This window comes from Paenibacillus shenyangensis, from assembly GCF_000346635.1.
Classification (GTDB): domain Bacteria; phylum Bacillota; class Bacilli; order Paenibacillales; family Paenibacillaceae; genus Saccharibacillus; species Saccharibacillus dauci.
Genome location: NZ_AOIG01000006.1, coordinates 118694 through 134955, shown reverse-complemented (window position 1 = coordinate 134955; position 16262 = coordinate 118694). Strand labels below are relative to the sequence as shown.

The window sequence follows — 16262 nt, the reverse complement described above, 5'->3', positions numbered from 1 at the left end:
CCTGTAAAGTAAAAGTATCAGTCATCCATTACATGGAGGAGGTAAATCCATTGACGTATCTGATCAAAACGTATCAGTTAAGTAAAAGCTATGATGGTCATGCAGTAGTCTCCAATTTGAATATGAATGTCCAAAAAGGAGAGATCTACGGTTTGCTCGGACCCAACGGTGCAGGCAAAACAACAGTCATGAAAATGATGACCAATCTGATCAAGCCATCCAGTGGCGAAATCGAGATATTCGGCGAGACAGTAACCGAGCATTCCTATGAGATGCTGAAAAGAATCGGTAGTATAATCGAGTTTCCTGTGTTTTATGAAAAATTGAGCGCACGTGAGAATTTGCAGCTGCACTGCGAATATGCCGGCTATTATGATCATCTGGCGATAGAAGAAACACTCACACTTGTCAATTTGCAGGCAGTCAATAACAAACCGGTCAAAAGTTTCTCGCTGGGCATGCGTCAGCGTCTTGGGATCGCTCGTGCAATTATTACCAAGCCGGAGCTGCTGATTCTGGATGAGCCGATTAACGGGCTTGATCCTATAGGTATCAAAGAGCTGCGTGGTCTGTTTCAGACGCTGTGTCATGAGTACCGGATGACTATGATCATTTCCAGTCATATTCTGAGTGAAGTAGAACAGATCGCCGATACGATCGGTGTAATCAACCAGGGTCAGCTGATAGAAGAAATTACTGTAAAAGAGATCCATGAGCGTTATACCGAATATATCGAAATTCGGAGTGATGATATACAAAAAGCAGTGTATGTACTGGAGGAAATCCTGTGTATCGATAATTTCAGGGTGATGGATGGTGGCTGGATACACATCTATACGTTGTCTCTACCACAAACGGAAATTGCCAAACAATTCATTCTGTATGGTATTCATATCGAGGAAATAAAGAAAAAAAGCCTTTCGCTGGAAGATTATTTTATCCATCTGCTGGATAGGGGATTACAACATGCTTAAATTAATCCGCCTTGAAATTAAAAAATATCAATTGTGGCGTTACATAAAGGGCGTACTGATTGCGAATCTCTGCTTTTTGGCACTTCTGGTATTAATCTATGTAATGGAGACCAGAAGCAGTCGTATTCCTTTTGAGAGCTATGATATGGCATTTCTGATTATTGACAGTGTAGTACGGGCGACTTTCACTGTATTTGCTGCAGTGCTGATCGCAAAACTGTTTTTGGAAGAATACAAGACCGGGTCGATCTCTGTGCTGTTTATGTATCCGATCAAAAGACAGAAGCTGATGATTGCCAAGGTACTGTTAATCATGATATTCACTTTTGCTACAATCTTTTTGTCGAATCTGGTGCTGGGCGGATTTTTTTTATCTGATGAACCAGATGCTTCATTTTTTGGCTGAACCGATGACGCTTGGTATATTTATGCATAACTTGCGGAATATACTGATTAGTGCGCTGGCTTCTGCCGGTATTGGTCTGATTCCGTTATATATCGGAATGCACCGCAAATCGGTACCAGCTACACTCGTATCCGCAGTATTGATTGTTGGTGTTACGAGTGCCACAAGTAATGATTTCTCCATGTTCTCTATCACAGCTGTCCCGGTGAGTCTGGCTGTTGTAGGGCTGCTGTCTGCCTATCTATCCATTCGCAATGTAGAGACCAAAGACATTGTGTAATATTCATAACCATCAAGCCAATTGGCGAGGAGAGTACTGGAATGAAGCGTTCGTTATTTACAGGTATTACTATAATCATAGTAGCCGTATGCGTTATCGGCTATTGGGGCTACACTCATTTTAATCAAAAGATAAGTATTCATGAACAGAAATCCATGCCTTCTACTTCTGTTCATAGTCTGATGATCCATACCTCTGCTCCTGATGTCGAACTGCTGCCTGGAGAGCAGGATCAGATTACCGCTACACTGGATGGCAGTATATATGCCAATTCCAAAGAAAAATATTCATTCACAATGGTACCGGAACAGGGCGTTATGAATATCCAGATGGATACACAAAATAATAGACTGGGTATTCAATTGGATCCTCTCGATAATCTAAAACTGAAAATAAAAGTTCCATCCAAAATGTGGAACGAGATTACAGTCATAACTTCATCGGGTCAAATCAACCTTCATGATGTGTCAGCTAACAAGATAACGACGGAGTCCAGTTCCGGAGAGCAGCAGATCTCCGGATTACAAATTGCGGGCACTGCTCTTTTCCAGACTACCAGCGGCAACATTACAGCAAAGGATAATAATATCGCAGCGGCCGCATGGGAAACGACCAGCGGGACGATTCGCTCAGTGCAGTTATCCGGCGAGCGTACACAGATGACAACTTCATCCGGTGAAATCGAGTATATTGAAGGTCAACCGGTATTGGATGTGCAGCTGACTACTTCAAGTGGCGATGTGAACGCCGAGATTGGATCTGCCAGTAATTCATTGCAGCTGCTATTTACAAGCAGCTCGGGAACAGCAGATATCCAGATGAACAAAATGACGTTCAAGGATAACTCCGAGCACCATATACGAGGTGTGATAGGGACTGGCGCAGTTCGGCAGCAGATTACGGTAAGTACCAGTTCCGGTGATATGAGGATGAGCCAATTATAGTGTATATCTGCTTAACGATTATGCAGCAGGTTTTCTTTTTTTGACCACCGGATATTTCTTTCATTGACTTTACCGGCTAACTTTTTTACAATAAAACCATTGTTACAACCGGACAGCATCTGCTGACTGGTCCATACTTAATGCTCAGTGAAAAGGAATAGTAATATCAGCAAGCATTACATAGAGAGTCGGCGGCTGGTGCAAGCCGATATGATGCTGGTGTGAACTCACCTTGGAGATATGTGTCAGGAATCATGGGGTTGATCCGAATATTCATTTGGATGAATATAACCAATTCTGAAACACATCGGCTTCCTGCCGTTATCAGGCAACTAAGTGAGTGAATGGTGAAGCATACCTGTTCGCTAACTAGGGTGGTACCGCGAGATTCAACCTCTCGTCCCTAGCGATAATATACGCTGGGGACGGGAGGTTTTTTGTTGCTTTCGGACATAGAAGCTGTGTCGTCCGGATGGATAACAAAGCGCAGCATATGGATAATGGCATTACCGGAACAACAATACTTACTAAGAGGAGGAAATAATATGACAGAAGTACACACGTCCCAGCCGGGCTATCGTCCGCAGGAACTGGAACCCAAATGGCAAGGCTATTGGGATGAGAACAAAACATTCAAAACAACCGAGGAGCCGGGCAAACCGAAGTTTTACGCGATGGACATGTTTCCTTATCCATCCGGTGCCGGTCTGCACGTAGGTCACCCGGAAGGCTACACAGCGACAGATATCGTTTCCCGCTACAAGCGTATGCAGGGTTACAATGTGCTGCATCCGATGGGCTGGGATGCATTCGGTCTGCCGGCCGAGCAATATGCGATCGATAATGGCGGTCACCCGCGTGAATTTACCATTCAGAATATTAATAATTTCCGCCGTCAGATCAAGTCTCTTGGTTTCTCCTACGACTGGGATCGCGAGATCAGTACAACCGATCCGGATTATTATAAATGGACCCAGTGGATCTTTATCCAGCTGTATAACAAGGGTCTGGCTTATATCGCCGAGATTCCGGTAAATTGGTGTCCGGCACTGGGTACGGTACTGGCGAATGAAGAAGTTATCGACGGCAAGAGCGAGCGCGGCGGTCATCCGGTTATTCGTCGTCCGATGCGTCAATGGATGCTGAAGATTACCGAGTATGCAGATCGTCTGCTGGAAGATCTCGATGAGCTGGACTGGGCAGAAAGCATCAAGGATATGCAGCGCAACTGGATCGGCAAATCAAAAGGTGCAGAAGTTACTTTCCAGGTAGATGGAACAGAAGAAGAGATTCGTGTCTTCACAACTCGTCCGGACACCCTGTTCGGAGCTACTTACTGTGTACTGGCACCTGAACATCCGTTGGTAGAGAAGATTACAACGGCTGACCAGCAGGATGCAGTCAAAGCGTATCAGGAGAAAGCTTCTCACAAGAGTGACCTGGAACGTACGGATCTGAACAAAGACAAGAGCGGTGTATTCACAGGCGCTTACGCAGTGAATCCGGCCAATGGAGAGAAACTGCCGATCTGGATCGCGGATTATGTACTGGCTGCTTATGGTACCGGTGCAATTATGGCAGTTCCGGCTCATGATACACGCGACTGGGAATTCGCGCAGAAGTTCGAACTGCCGATTATCGAAGTGGTTGCTGGCGGCGATGTGACGAAGGAAGCTTACGCCGGCGAAGGCGAGCACGTGAATTCCGGTATGCTGAACGGTATGCAGATGGAAGAAGCAATCTCTACCATGATTCAATGGCTGGAAGAAAACGGCAAAGGCGAAGGCAAAACGACCTACCGTCTGCGTGACTGGCTGTTCAGCCGTCAGCGTTACTGGGGTGAGCCAATTCCAATCCTGCATCTGGAAGATGGCACGATCAAGCCGGTACCTGAAGACAGCTTGCCGCTGTTGTTGCCGGATCTGGAAGAAATCAAGCCATCCGGTACAGGAGAATCACCACTGGCCAATGCAACCGATTGGGTCAACACCATCGATCCGGAAACAGGCATGAAAGCACGCCGCGAGACCAACACGATGCCACAATGGGCAGGCAGCTGCTGGTATTACCTGCGTTATATCGATCCGAAAAACAATGACGAACTGTGCTCCAAGGAAAAGCTTGATTTCTGGATGCCGGTTGACCTGTATATCGGCGGAGCCGAGCATGCGGTACTGCATTTGCTGTATGCACGTTTCTGGCACAAAGTACTGTACGATATCGGCGTAGTCAATACCAAGGAGCCTTTCCAGAAGCTGATTAACCAGGGCATGATCCTCGGTACCAACAACGAGAAAATGAGTAAATCCCGTGGTAATGTCATTAACCCGGATGATATCGTGAATGAGTATGGTGCGGATACGCTGCGTCTGTATGAGATGTTCATGGGACCACTGGAAGCCACCAAGCCATGGAACGAGAATGGTGTGGAAGGTATGCACCGCTTCCTGGCACGTGTATGGCGTTTGTTTATTAATGAAGAAGGTGGCATCAGCTCCAAGATTGTCGACAACGGTGGCGATGACAACTTCAAACGTACCTGGCACAAAACGATCAAAAAAGTAACCGAAGATATGGAAAATCTGCGCTTCAATACGGCGATCAGCCAGCTGATGATCTTTATCAACGAAGCTTACAAAACGGATGAGCTGCCTCGTGAGGCGATGGAGAACTTCCTCCAGTTGCTGTCTCCTCTGGCTCCGCATATTGCCGAAGAATTGTGGTCCCGTCTGGGTCATAGCGGCGGCATCACCTATGTAGAGTGGCCGAAGTACGATGAAGCTTGGACAACCGAATCCGAAGTAGAGATTGTTATCCAGATTACCGGCAAAATTGTACAACGTGTTAATGTAGCCAAAGATATGGACGCCAAAGCAATGGAAGAATTTGCGATGTCCCTCGATGCAGTCAAGCAGGCAATCGAAGGCAAAACGGTTCGCAAAGTTATTGCAGTACCGGGCAAACTGGTTAACATTGTAGCCAACTGATTAAGCGTTTCTTTGTTATAAGAAACAAGCCTAACGGGTAGACATACAGATACCAGCAATTCATGCTTAATCGAATATCTATCGAACAGTTAACATTTAATTAGTATTACCTCCTATGCGATGGGAGACCAATTACCGGGATACCCGGTAATGAACCGGGTCCCGACAAACAGAGGTGCAGGTATGAAACGTAATATGATGTGGATAGCAGCCGTGTCGGCTGTACTTGGAATCGGCCTGATCTGCTTTGGAGCAGGACAGCCGGACGATCAGGGAACTTCGTGGGTGGTGCTGAACGAACGAGCATCAGCTTCACTCACCGAGAATCCGCCGGCTGATCAGGCAAAGAAACCTGCTGCGAATGCGCTGCCCAATGCTGGAGCTACTGCTCCGCAGCCAGTCAGTGCCCCGCCGGCAGTGTCATCAATTCCCGCCGATCAGCTGTCTTCCTCAGCCAATCAGACTTCAGAACAATCGGAGGCTTCGCTGAAGAGCAAGGATCAACAAGCAGTCGTATCCGGTTCACCGACCAGTACAGCTGCTGCTTCAGCAGAGTCGTCTGCAGAAGCAGGGAACGGCACTGATTCGTCCGTTACCGGTACAGCACACCGTTCAGATGAGACAAGCTCCCGATCGGGTTCTGCTATTGAATCTCCCGCCAGCGCTAATTTGGCAGAAGATACATCCGGCAGAATTAGCCTCAACCAGGCAGGCTTAACCGAACTTACTGAACTGCCGGGAATCGGCGAAAAGAAGGCACAGGCTATTATCGATTACCGTAATGCACACGGTCCTTTTCGAAGTGTAAGCGAACTGGACAATGTCAAAGGGATCGGCAGCAAGATGCTTGCCAAACTGCTGCCATACGCAAGGCTTTAGATGGTTAAGGAGGAAGACCAGGATGCGTAAAGACTGGGATACGTACTTTATGGATATTGCGCATATGGTATCCACACGTTCACGCTGTCTGCGCCGTCACGTGGGATCTGTACTTGTACAGGGCAAAAAGCTGCTCGGTACTGCGTATAATGGAGCACCGATGGGTGTGCCGGACTGCTCGGAAGCAGGCTGTATGATTTCCGAAGAAGTGGAACTGGTCATATCGGGCGGCATAGAGACCATGGTCAAAAAGCAGCGCTGCATTCGTACCATTCATGCCGAGCAGAATCTGCTGCTGTTTACCGACCGCGCAGACCGAGAGGGCTCGACAGTATATGTAACGGATGAACCCTGCTGGACATGTGCCAATATGCTGGCCAATAGTGGGATTATCGAGGTGGTCTATCACCGCGCCTATCCCAAGGATACCCGTAAAGTACATGAAATGATGCATCAAAAAGGAATCGTATTTCGTCAGCTGCAGGCTTATGAGCCTCCGCAGCAGACTGTAGTTATCGATTAATGGAATAAATTGATTTGCCATGCATACAAGTACTGTCTGTTATCTCTCATCGCACAAGAGAATACGAAGTAGAACATAATGGAAGAACCATTATTCGATCCGCCGGATGTCCGACATCCTGACGAGAAGATAATGGTTCTTTTTTGTGCTGTTATTTGGAGAATATCCATCAAATCTTGCTGATATATGTTTGTGCAGGTGAATTTGATGATTATAAAGGCTTCTCCCATACCTCTGCTTCTATACCATTATTCTCTCTGTGTGATGGGATGGTATCAAGAACGATCTGCAAATTTGATAGTCAAAAGGAGAAGCAATGAAAACAAGACCTCTGGTTGCACTCTGTACAGCCTGGGTTACAGGCTGTACGTTTGCAGCTGTTTTACAATATGGAGGCTTTGGATGGGGAGTGCTCGGTCTGCTGCTAATCGTAGGGGCGCTGTGGATTAGCCTTCCGGTTCATCGGCGTTCTATTCTGATTCTGGGCTTAACACTTGTCTGTGCTGCCGTATACTGGAATTGGAATGACAGACATAACAATAGCATTCTTCCTTCATTGCTTCAGCAGTCGCCGCAGCAGATGAACGAGCAGCCCGTTCAGACAGAAGGCGTGATTACCAATCTGCCGGAAATCGATGGAGATCGGGTTAGCTTTCGGATGAAGCTGTATGTACTGCCGCAGTTGGGAGCAGCCAGTAGTCTTCCACAACCGGAGACAGTCATCGTCCAACTAAAGCTGACCGCCCGTCAGGAGCTGCAGGAGGCAGCCAATTGGCAGCGTGGAGATCGGATTGTTCTTCGTGGAACCTGGAAAATGCCTGGTGAAGCTCGCAACTTTGACGCTTTTGATTATCGTCGTTATTTACGGACCCAGTATATTCACTGGATGATCAAAGCCGAGGGTGCTTCTGCTGTACAACCTTCTGCACTTACGGTCAATGGGCCTGCGTCCTGGAGTTGGCAACTGCTGCGCTGGAATGATCATACCCGTCAGATACTCGGCAGCAGGATTGAACAGATTTTTCATACTGAAGACAATGGTTATATGAAAGGACTGCTGATCGGGGATGCGGATGATATAGACCCCGAGCAGTTCGCTTCTTTTTCAAGACTTGGCCTAACACACATTCTGGCGATATCGGGACTGCATGTAGCGATCTATACCGGTCTGCTGCTCTGGCTGTTTCGCAAAATAGGTCTGACGAGGGAAAGAGCCTGTCTTGTGGTTATGCTGCTGCTTCCTGTCTATGTGCTGTTAACCGGAGCCTCGCCTTCTGCTATCCGGGCAGGTATTATGGGAATGATTGCTCTCTATGCGGCCAGTCGTGGATTACTTAAGGATGGACTGCATATTTTATGTGCGGCCTGCTGGGGGATGCTGCTGTATGAACCGTATTTTCTGCTAAATGTAAGTTTTCAGCTTTCTTTTGCTGTAACGGCAGGATTGATTCTGTATGTACCATTGATGCAGCCTTTGCTGCAAAAACTACCTTCCCGTCTGGCTGGCGCGATAGCAGTTACGCTGGTGGCGCAGCTAATTTCGTTTCCGCTGACGATTTATTATTTTAACCAGTTCTCGCTATTGTCATTCGCAGCCAACTTTCTGCTGGTTCCTGTATCGAGTCTGATTGTGCTGCCGGTAGGATCGATAGCACTGGTACTTAGCTATGGTTGGCTGCAGGGGGCGATATGGCTCGGAAGTATCGTCTCCTGGATCAATATCCTATCGTTTCGGATGATTGACTGGCTGGATGGGCTACCAGCTATGTTGACGATCTGGCATGCTCCGCCGCTCACTTGGATACTATTCTATTACGTAACCTTATATATGTTGCTTCGCTATGGTAGTGACTTACTGAGATGGAAAAAGGAACAGATTTCTGGTGACAGTAATCCGTCTGATCGTCTACATACTGCAATATCAGGCAGCGGAGATATACATCCTACAGCGCCGCTGCCTCCGGTACATCGAAGCATGAGAGAGAAACAATATGGAATATATAGTCACAAATCATATCGTATGATGTCACCATGGCTCCGTCGCCGAATAATCGGAATATTAATATCGCCATGTCTGCTGCTTGTTTTAGTAATCTATGCATATCTCAGTCCCCTGCAGCATGGGGATGGTATTGTCCAGTATCTGGATGTAGGTCAGGGAGACAGTATTTTGATTACTACTCCAGGTGGCAAGCATATTCTGGTGGATGGCGGCGGTACGATGGATTTTGGGCAAAAAGGGAAGGAATGGCGCAAACGCAAAAATCCGTATGAGATCGGGCTCAAACTGCTAGTTCCTCTGCTCAAGCAAAGAGGCATTCATCAGCTGGATGCCGTTATTTTGACACACGGCGATCATGACCATGCAGGCGGACTGCTGGCAGTAGCAGAACAGATACCGATTCGCCAGTTTGTATTCAACGGGACGATGCCCAAAGGCAGTGGATTGGACAAATTAATACAGGTGCTGCTAGAGAAGAAAGTTCCGATATACGGTTCCCTGCCAGGACTGAAGTTGCAGCCAGATCAGCAGACAGAACTTTCTTTTCTGGCGCCGATTGCTGTTACTTCTGGTACAGGAGTGAATACCAAATTGTCCAGTGATACCGAACAGCCTGCTACTCGCTATGCAAGTACGCAGCAGTTCAGTAATCCAGCAAGCCAGCCCCTTCCACGCAAAGAAGAGCAGAATCATTATTCGGTCGTTTTTTTGCTAACGATGAATTCACGTCGGTTTTTGTTTACAGGTGATGCCGATCAGACGCAAGAAAAAGGAATCCTCTATGATCTGACATCCAGATACCAATCGCAGTCTCTCCTGAGGCAGCAGAATCAGCAGCAAACTTCCGATAATCCAACCACCTCTGTACCTGTGGATGTGCTCAAAATAGGTCACCATGGCAGCCGAACATCTACTTCGGCAGAATGGCTTCATTACTGGAACCCTGCATTGTCTGTCATTTCGGTCGGTCAATATAATACCTATGGGCATCCTACCGAGGAAGTACTGGAACGAATCGAGGAAGTTGGCTCCGATGTAGCACGTACAGATCAGAATGGTGAAGTGCAGATAAGGGTAAATGCAGACGGTCAATTGCTGCGGCGCACGCTGCTGCCTTCTCCTGTATCATCGAAATAGCAGAAATTTCGTCGACCATATGTCAAACTCTTTTACTCGGTAAGTGACTTCAGCCCGCAGCCCAAAAAGCTGCGGGTTTTTAAAGTTATGGCCCAGAAGATGACGAACAGGTCGGATTTTGGTATCCTGAATACAGCTCTCATCCGTATTGACGCCGCAATTGCTCCAAATTCGCTCCAAAAGTGATCTGGAAATGGCCCGGATTCGAATGTTTCCTACATAGGGTAAGTGTTTACAAAGCCATTCATCAGTATCTTCCGGGATGCATCAATAAATTGAAATTATTTTAAAAGTACTGCAACAATTAGACGGTGTTATACGTCTAGGGGTTGTAAGGAGAGGGGGATCCTCCGTGGTGGAGCAGGGACTCATCAAGGCCGCCCAAGAGGGAGACCGAGATGCTCTAATCACCCTATTAAGAGAGATAGAACATCATGTGTACAAAACAGCTTACTACATTTTGAACAATGAACAGGATGCTCTGGATGCGGCTCAAGAGGCACTGATCCGTATTTACACCAAAATCGGTTCCTACGAAGAAAAAGCACAATTCAAGACCTGGGTACAGCGAATCGTGACGAATATTTGTATTGATAAATTCAGACGCAGTAAACCTACCGTTTCCATTGAGGAACACGAAATGGTGTTCGAAGGTCATGACGATGTAGAGCATGAAGTGATGCGCGCCTATACATCCAAGGATGTGCGGGAAGCGATCAATCAGCTGCCGGAACATCATCGTACCGTGATTGTACTCCGGTATATTCAGGACCTGTCTTACAATGAAATTGCGGATTGTCTGGATCTACCTTTGAATACAGTAAAATCGTACCTGTTTCGAGCCCGTCAACAATTACAGAATCTGCTAGCAGATTATGAGAAAGGAGGAATGATTGGATGAAACGTGAAGTAGCGGAAGAATGGATGAGCCGCTATTTGGACGGTGACCTGAATGGGGAAGATACGAAAGCCTTGTTCCGTTATATGGATGAGAATCCAGATGCGGCAGAGACATTCCGGATTATGACGGCTTTATCGTTACGCCTGGAAAAGTTACCTGATGTCACACCAAAGTACAGTCTGGTAGATGCTATTCTGCCAGAGCTCGATCTGCTTGATGAAGAACGGCGTGCAGAAAGTGCTTCCGAGATCGGTATTATGGAACCAGAGCAGAACGATCAGGATGAATTGGCAGAACGCCGTCGTCAGCGTCGAACCTGGCGTGAACGATTGCCGGTACGTACAATCGGTGGTATCGTTGCTGCCGGTGTGGTACTGGGTGTATCGATCGCCAGCTATGAACCCAAAACACTTACCGACGCAGGAGCGCCTTCTTCACCATTCACTTACAAACAACAGGAAGAAGCCCAGCCGGACCCAGGCAGTATCTCTTCACCAGCGAATACAGAAAGTACTCTGGATTCGCCGGAATCAGATCAATCGTCTACCGGAAGTCAGGAACCATCCAATAGCAAGGATATCAAGGAACCTGAGACTTCATCCAATACGCCTTCTGCAAGTGAGAGCACAAAGACACCTCCAGCTTCCAAAGAGCCGGAGCGCAGCGTGACTCCACAGGAAAGTACCAATACACCGGATACCCGCGAGGAGCAACCTCCTGCATCGGGTAACCGTGGTGGAATTTCTTCAGGGGACAATGGAAATTCGTCAAATGATCGCTCACAGCAGCCAGCTTCGAATCCGAAAGTATCTTCCGAGAAGGACTCCAGTCCAGCAGACAGCACCAAAGCACCGTCTGCAGATACGGGTACTGCGAACAAAGATGCGGCTCAGGATAAGCAAAGCGCAGCGGATAGCAATCCGGAATCAACCGATGCTCCTTCGATGCAGTCGCAGGAAAGCACTACACCTGATCCGAATGCATCCAGTGGCGATACACCAAAAGCGGATAATGCGCCAGCAGATACGCCTACACTCGAAACTAAGAGTACCGAACGTTCCCTGCTACCTTCCACTTCCAGTGTGAATGCACCGAAGCAAGAGCAGGAATGGAAGTCTCCGGGTGCAGATTATACGGTCGTACTCACAACAGATAATATTCTGCGGCTGGATAGTATCGCGGAGGATAACGTGAATGGACGTACGGTTGTTTCTTCCATTACGCTGAAGGGGAGCTTGGTCAGCGGCAGATGGTCGGATGATGGCAAAATATTCACTTATCAAGTTAACGAAAACGGCATAAGCAAAACGTACAAAATTACGATCGGTAACGATTAACAAGAGAGATAAAAAGGTTAGAATGACCTGGAATCCTGCCGTGCTGGTATACAAGCAGGATACGGGGTAAAGCATCCTGTAGATAAAATATAGTACATTGCTGAAATAAAGGACTTTCTGCGAGAAAAAGCAGGAAGTCCTTTGTCGTCTGTTCCTTTTTCCGTTACAATAATGATATTGAAATCAGGAGGAACGGAATATGGATCTGAAGACAGCAAGTAAAGACATTCAAAATAACAAACCTGCCGCTATCTATGTATGTTACGGGGCGGAGAAATACCGAATCAAGGAATTTATCGACTTTGCGACCCAGCAACTGATTGAGCCGGAGCATCGCGATTTTGCGCTGGCGCATTATGATCTGTCAGAGACGGCTCTCGAAACAGTCGTAGAGGAAGCGGAAGAGATTCCTTTTATGGTGCCGCGCAAGCTGATTATTATCAAGGATTCTTCGGTGCTCACAGCCGGCAAGGATAACAGCAAGCTCGAACACCGGGTAGAATCGCTGCTGCGCTATATGGAAGAACCAGCCGAGTACTCCATTTTGCTGTTTTGGGTCAATGGAGAGAAACTCGATGAACGCAAAAAAATCGTTAAAGCGATCAAAAACCATGCCTGTGTACTGCCGTTTCAGCCGATGGGAGCCGAAGAGCTGCTAGGCTGGCTGATCCGCCATGCCAAAAAGCAGGAATGCGAATGCTCTACAGCAGCGGCTGAAGCGCTCGTACAGTCAGCAGGCACGGGACTGGGGATTTTGTCGGCAGAAATGGATAAGCTCTGTCTGCATGCAGGCAGAGGCGGTACAATTACTATAGATAGTGTGCAGCAGCTGGTTGCCCGCAGTACCGAACAAAATGTATTTATGCTGGTAGAGCAAATTGCAGCGGTACGCCTGGAACAGGCGTTGACTATTTTCTATGACCTGCTCAAGCAGCGCGAAGAACCGATCAAGATCGCTGCCCTGATTGCCCGCCAGTTCCGGATTATGCTGCAGGTAAAAGAGCTGTCGGGGCAAAACTATTCCCAACAGCAGATCGCTTCACAGCTTGGTCTGCATCCATATGCGGTCAAAATCGCTGGTGAACAATCCCGCAAATTCGAAAGCCAGAAGCTGCGCTCGATCGTCGCTCATCTGGCCCGGCTCGATTACCAGATGAAAACAGGTGCTATTGATAAGGTACTCGGACTGGAAATGTTTTTGCTACGGTTGGGTGCGTAATTGAACTTAAATAAATCAAAAAAAGCTCAGGAGCATAAATCCTGAGCTTTTTTAATCATGATCAGTAGAAGTGTGGACTCGGTACACGAATAGAACTCTCGACCAGGTGCCTGGTTATAGGCTAACAGAGAGTAATGAGATTATTGTATCGAGATATTTATTTTCTGTACCACAACAATAAACCCCTGACCGGAGAACCGATCAGGGGTTTATATTAATCAAGCTTAGGCTTGGCTGGAAATTGCGTTCAGTTTCTTAGCCAAACGGGATTTTTTACGAGCAGCCGCGTTTTTGTGGATATGGCCTTTAGATACAGCTTTATCAAGGCTTTTGGAAGCAGCAGCAACAGCAGTTTTTGCAACTTCAACATCAGTATTCACAAGTGCAGTATCTGCAGCTTTCACGCTAGTACGCAGAGCGGACTTTTGTGCAGCATTCAGAGCACGACGCTTTTCGCTAGTTTTTACACGTTTTACTGCGGATTTAATGTTAGGCATTACATTCACCTCCTGTAAAGCATATACGGTTCATCGTTAAGACTCACAACTCTAAATATTTTAGCATGGACTATTATCAAATGCAATACTATCTTACTTGTAGAAATTTATTCCCGATAATCCTTTCATTTTACTTCCTGTTGTGGGATTGCTGGGATATCAACCAACTGCTATAATAAATTGATTAATGGAATGGTTGACCTTTCAAGTAGGACCGGACCATCAGCATTATATTTCAGGCTTATGTTGGGGGTAAGGAATGACTGATATTGCAGCAAGACAGCAAAAAATTCGTAATTTCTCAATTATTGCGCATATAGACCACGGTAAATCAACACTGGCTGACCGTATTCTGGAGTACACTGGCGCACTGACTTCACGCGAAATGCAGGAACAGGTACTGGATCAGATGGACCTGGAGCGTGAACGCGGAATCACTATCAAACTGCAGGCAGTACGTCTCACGTACAAAGCCGATGATGGCGAAGAGTATCTGCTTAACCTGATCGATACACCGGGACACGTCGACTTCACGTATGAGGTATCCCGCAGTCTGGCAGCCTGTGAAGGCGCTCTGCTGGTTGTGGATGCGGCGCAGGGGATCGAAGCACAGACACTGGCCAACGTGTACCTGGCACTCGATAATAACCTGGAGATTCTGCCGGTTATTAACAAAATCGACCTGCCAAGCGCTGATCCGGAGCGTGTAAAGCAGGAAGTAGAAGATGTCATCGGCCTGGATGCAAGTGAAGCTGTACTGGCTTCAGCCAAAGCAGGAATCGGAATCAAGGAAATCCTGGAACAGGTTGTAGCGAAAGTTCCTGCACCAACCGGTGATCCTTCGAATCCATTGAAAGCGCTGATCTTTGACTCGCATTACGATCCATACAAAGGGGTTATTATTTACTCCCGGATCGTGGACGGCAAAATCAAAGCCGGCTCCAAAATCAAAATGATGGCCACCGGCAAGGAATTCGAAGTTATCGAAGTCGGTGCCTTTATGCCGCGTATGACGATTGTCGATGAACTGAATGTTGGTGATGTTGGCTTTATTGTAGCGGGTATCAAGACTGTGGGCGATACACGTGTCGGGGATACGATTACCGATGCGAAGAATCCAACCCTGGAACCATTACCCGGTTACCGTAAAATCAATCCTATGGTATATTGCGGTCTTTATCCGATCGAATCTTCCGACTATGTAGATTTGCGTGAAGCACTGGAGAAGCTGCAGTTGAATGATGCTTCCCTGAGCTTTGAACCGGAATCATCCAGTGCACTGGGCTTTGGTTTCCGTTGTGGATTCCTTGGACTGCTGCATATGGACGTTATCCAGGAGCGGATCGAGCGCGAATTCAATATTCCGCTGATTACAACAGCACCGAGCGTTATCTACCATGTTACGCTCACCAATGGAGACGTTATCACTATTGATAACCCATCCAACTATCCGGAGCTTGGCCGGATCGAGTATGTGGAAGAGCCTTTTGTCAAAGCTTCCATTATTGTACCGAATGACTTTGTAGGAACCGTAATGGAGCTTTGCCAGACCAAACGCGGTGAATTTATCAATATGGAATATCTGGATACAACCCGTGTTACGATTACGTATCAGGTGCCATTATCCGAGATTGTATATGACTTCTTCGATCAACTGAAATCCAGCACCAAAGGGTATGCATCCTTTGACTATGAGATTTCTGGTTATCGCAAGTCCAATCTGGTCAAAATGGATATTCTGCTGAACGGCGAACAGGTCGATGCATTGTCCTTTATCGTTCACCGGGATCGTGCGTATCATCGTGGACGGATTATCTGTGAGAAGCTGCGTGAGCTGATTCCACGCCAGATGTTCGAAATTCCGATTCAGGCTTCTGTTGGTACCAAAGTCGTTGCCCGTGAGACCGTCAAAGCGATGCGTAAAAACGTTCTCGCCAAGTGTTACGGCGGTGACATCTCCCGTAAGCGTAAATTGCTGGAGAAGCAAAAAGAAGGTAAAAAACGTATGAAACAGGTCGGTAACGTAGAAGTTCCTCAGGAAGCCTTTATGGCGGTACTGCGTATCGACGACTAGTCTGTCCTATAATCAATTTGTAGCGGTGAGACAAGGGAGGGCCTGGCAACAGGCTTTCCCTTTTGTCCATTGCACCATTAAATTTGCAAAAGCTTCATCTAA

13 protein-coding genes and 1 other annotated feature are annotated in these 16262 nt (G+C 47.1%); of the genes, 12 read left to right on the top strand and 1 reads right to left on the bottom strand.

Annotated features, from left to right (window positions below):
* The first annotated feature begins 50 nt into the window (after window positions 1–50).
* The 11 genes from H065_RS0104730 to holA all read left to right on the top strand — a co-directional run bounded on the left by H065_RS0104730 (window position 51) and on the right by holA (window position 13589).
* The gene (locus H065_RS0104730) at window positions 51–974 is read left to right on the top strand and encodes an ABC transporter ATP-binding protein (protein WP_017811870.1); all 924 of its coding nucleotides are present in this window, start codon (window positions 51–53) and stop codon (window positions 972–974) included.
* Window positions 967–1380, top strand: a complete 414-nt coding sequence (locus tag H065_RS26840; RefSeq protein WP_051058689.1) for an ABC transporter permease — start codon at window positions 967–969, stop codon at window positions 1378–1380. The genes H065_RS0104730 and H065_RS26840 overlap by 8 nt, the downstream gene beginning before the upstream one ends.
* Window positions 1381–1411: 31 nt before the next feature.
* Complete coding sequence (locus H065_RS26835) at window positions 1412–1660, top strand: hypothetical protein (RefSeq protein ID WP_238557883.1); 249 nt, start codon at window positions 1412–1414, stop codon at window positions 1658–1660.
* A gap of 41 nt (window positions 1661–1701) precedes the next feature.
* Window positions 1702–2604 carry a DUF4097 family beta strand repeat-containing protein gene (locus tag H065_RS0104720; RefSeq protein WP_017811869.1) on the top strand — a complete coding sequence of 301 codons (903 nt, stop codon included), beginning with the start codon at window positions 1702–1704 and terminating at the stop codon, window positions 2602–2604.
* Between the two features lie 138 nt (window positions 2605–2742).
* Window positions 2743–3012 (top strand) — a binding site (T-box leader).
* A gap of 137 nt (window positions 3013–3149) precedes the next feature.
* Entirely contained in the window at window positions 3150–5591 is a 2442-nt protein-coding gene (gene leuS, locus H065_RS0104715; protein ID WP_017811868.1) for a leucine--tRNA ligase, read from the top strand.
* A gap of 183 nt (window positions 5592–5774) precedes the next feature.
* Window positions 5775–6470, top strand: coding sequence for a ComEA family DNA-binding protein (locus H065_RS26830; RefSeq protein WP_238557882.1), 696 nt, complete (start codon window positions 5775–5777; stop codon window positions 6468–6470).
* A 22-nt stretch (window positions 6471–6492) separates the two neighbouring features.
* Window positions 6493–6993 (top strand): deoxycytidylate deaminase, encoded by a 501-nt coding sequence (locus tag H065_RS0104705; RefSeq protein ID WP_017811866.1) that lies wholly within the window; start codon window positions 6493–6495, stop codon window positions 6991–6993.
* A 316-nt stretch (window positions 6994–7309) separates the two neighbouring features.
* Window positions 7310–10132 (top strand): ComEC/Rec2 family competence protein, encoded by a 2823-nt coding sequence (locus tag H065_RS25220; protein ID WP_017811865.1) that lies wholly within the window; start codon window positions 7310–7312, stop codon window positions 10130–10132.
* 352 nt (window positions 10133–10484) lie between these two features.
* Window positions 10485–11033 (top strand): RNA polymerase sigma factor, encoded by a 549-nt coding sequence (locus H065_RS0104695; RefSeq protein ID WP_017811864.1) that lies wholly within the window; start codon window positions 10485–10487, stop codon window positions 11031–11033.
* Entirely contained in the window at window positions 11030–12370 is a 1341-nt protein-coding gene (locus H065_RS0104690; protein ID WP_017811863.1) for a hypothetical protein, read from the top strand. The genes H065_RS0104695 and H065_RS0104690 overlap by 4 nt, the downstream gene beginning before the upstream one ends.
* Before the next feature lie 199 nt (window positions 12371–12569).
* Entirely contained in the window at window positions 12570–13589 is a 1020-nt protein-coding gene (gene holA / locus H065_RS0104685; RefSeq protein ID WP_017811862.1) for a DNA polymerase III subunit delta, read from the top strand.
* Window positions 13590–13813: 224 nt separating this feature from the next.
* On the opposite strand, the gene rpsT is transcribed toward holA, so the two are convergent.
* Window positions 13814–14086: a 30S ribosomal protein S20 gene (rpsT, locus tag H065_RS0104680; RefSeq protein ID WP_017811861.1), complete on the bottom strand. Its 273-nt coding sequence runs from the start codon at window positions 14084–14086 to the stop codon at window positions 13814–13816.
* A gap of 259 nt (window positions 14087–14345) precedes the next feature.
* Between rpsT and lepA the strand changes: the two genes are divergently transcribed.
* Window positions 14346–16160 (top strand): translation elongation factor 4, encoded by a 1815-nt coding sequence (gene lepA / locus H065_RS0104675; RefSeq protein WP_017811860.1) that lies wholly within the window; start codon window positions 14346–14348, stop codon window positions 16158–16160.
* Window positions 16161–16262 lie beyond the last annotated feature (102 nt).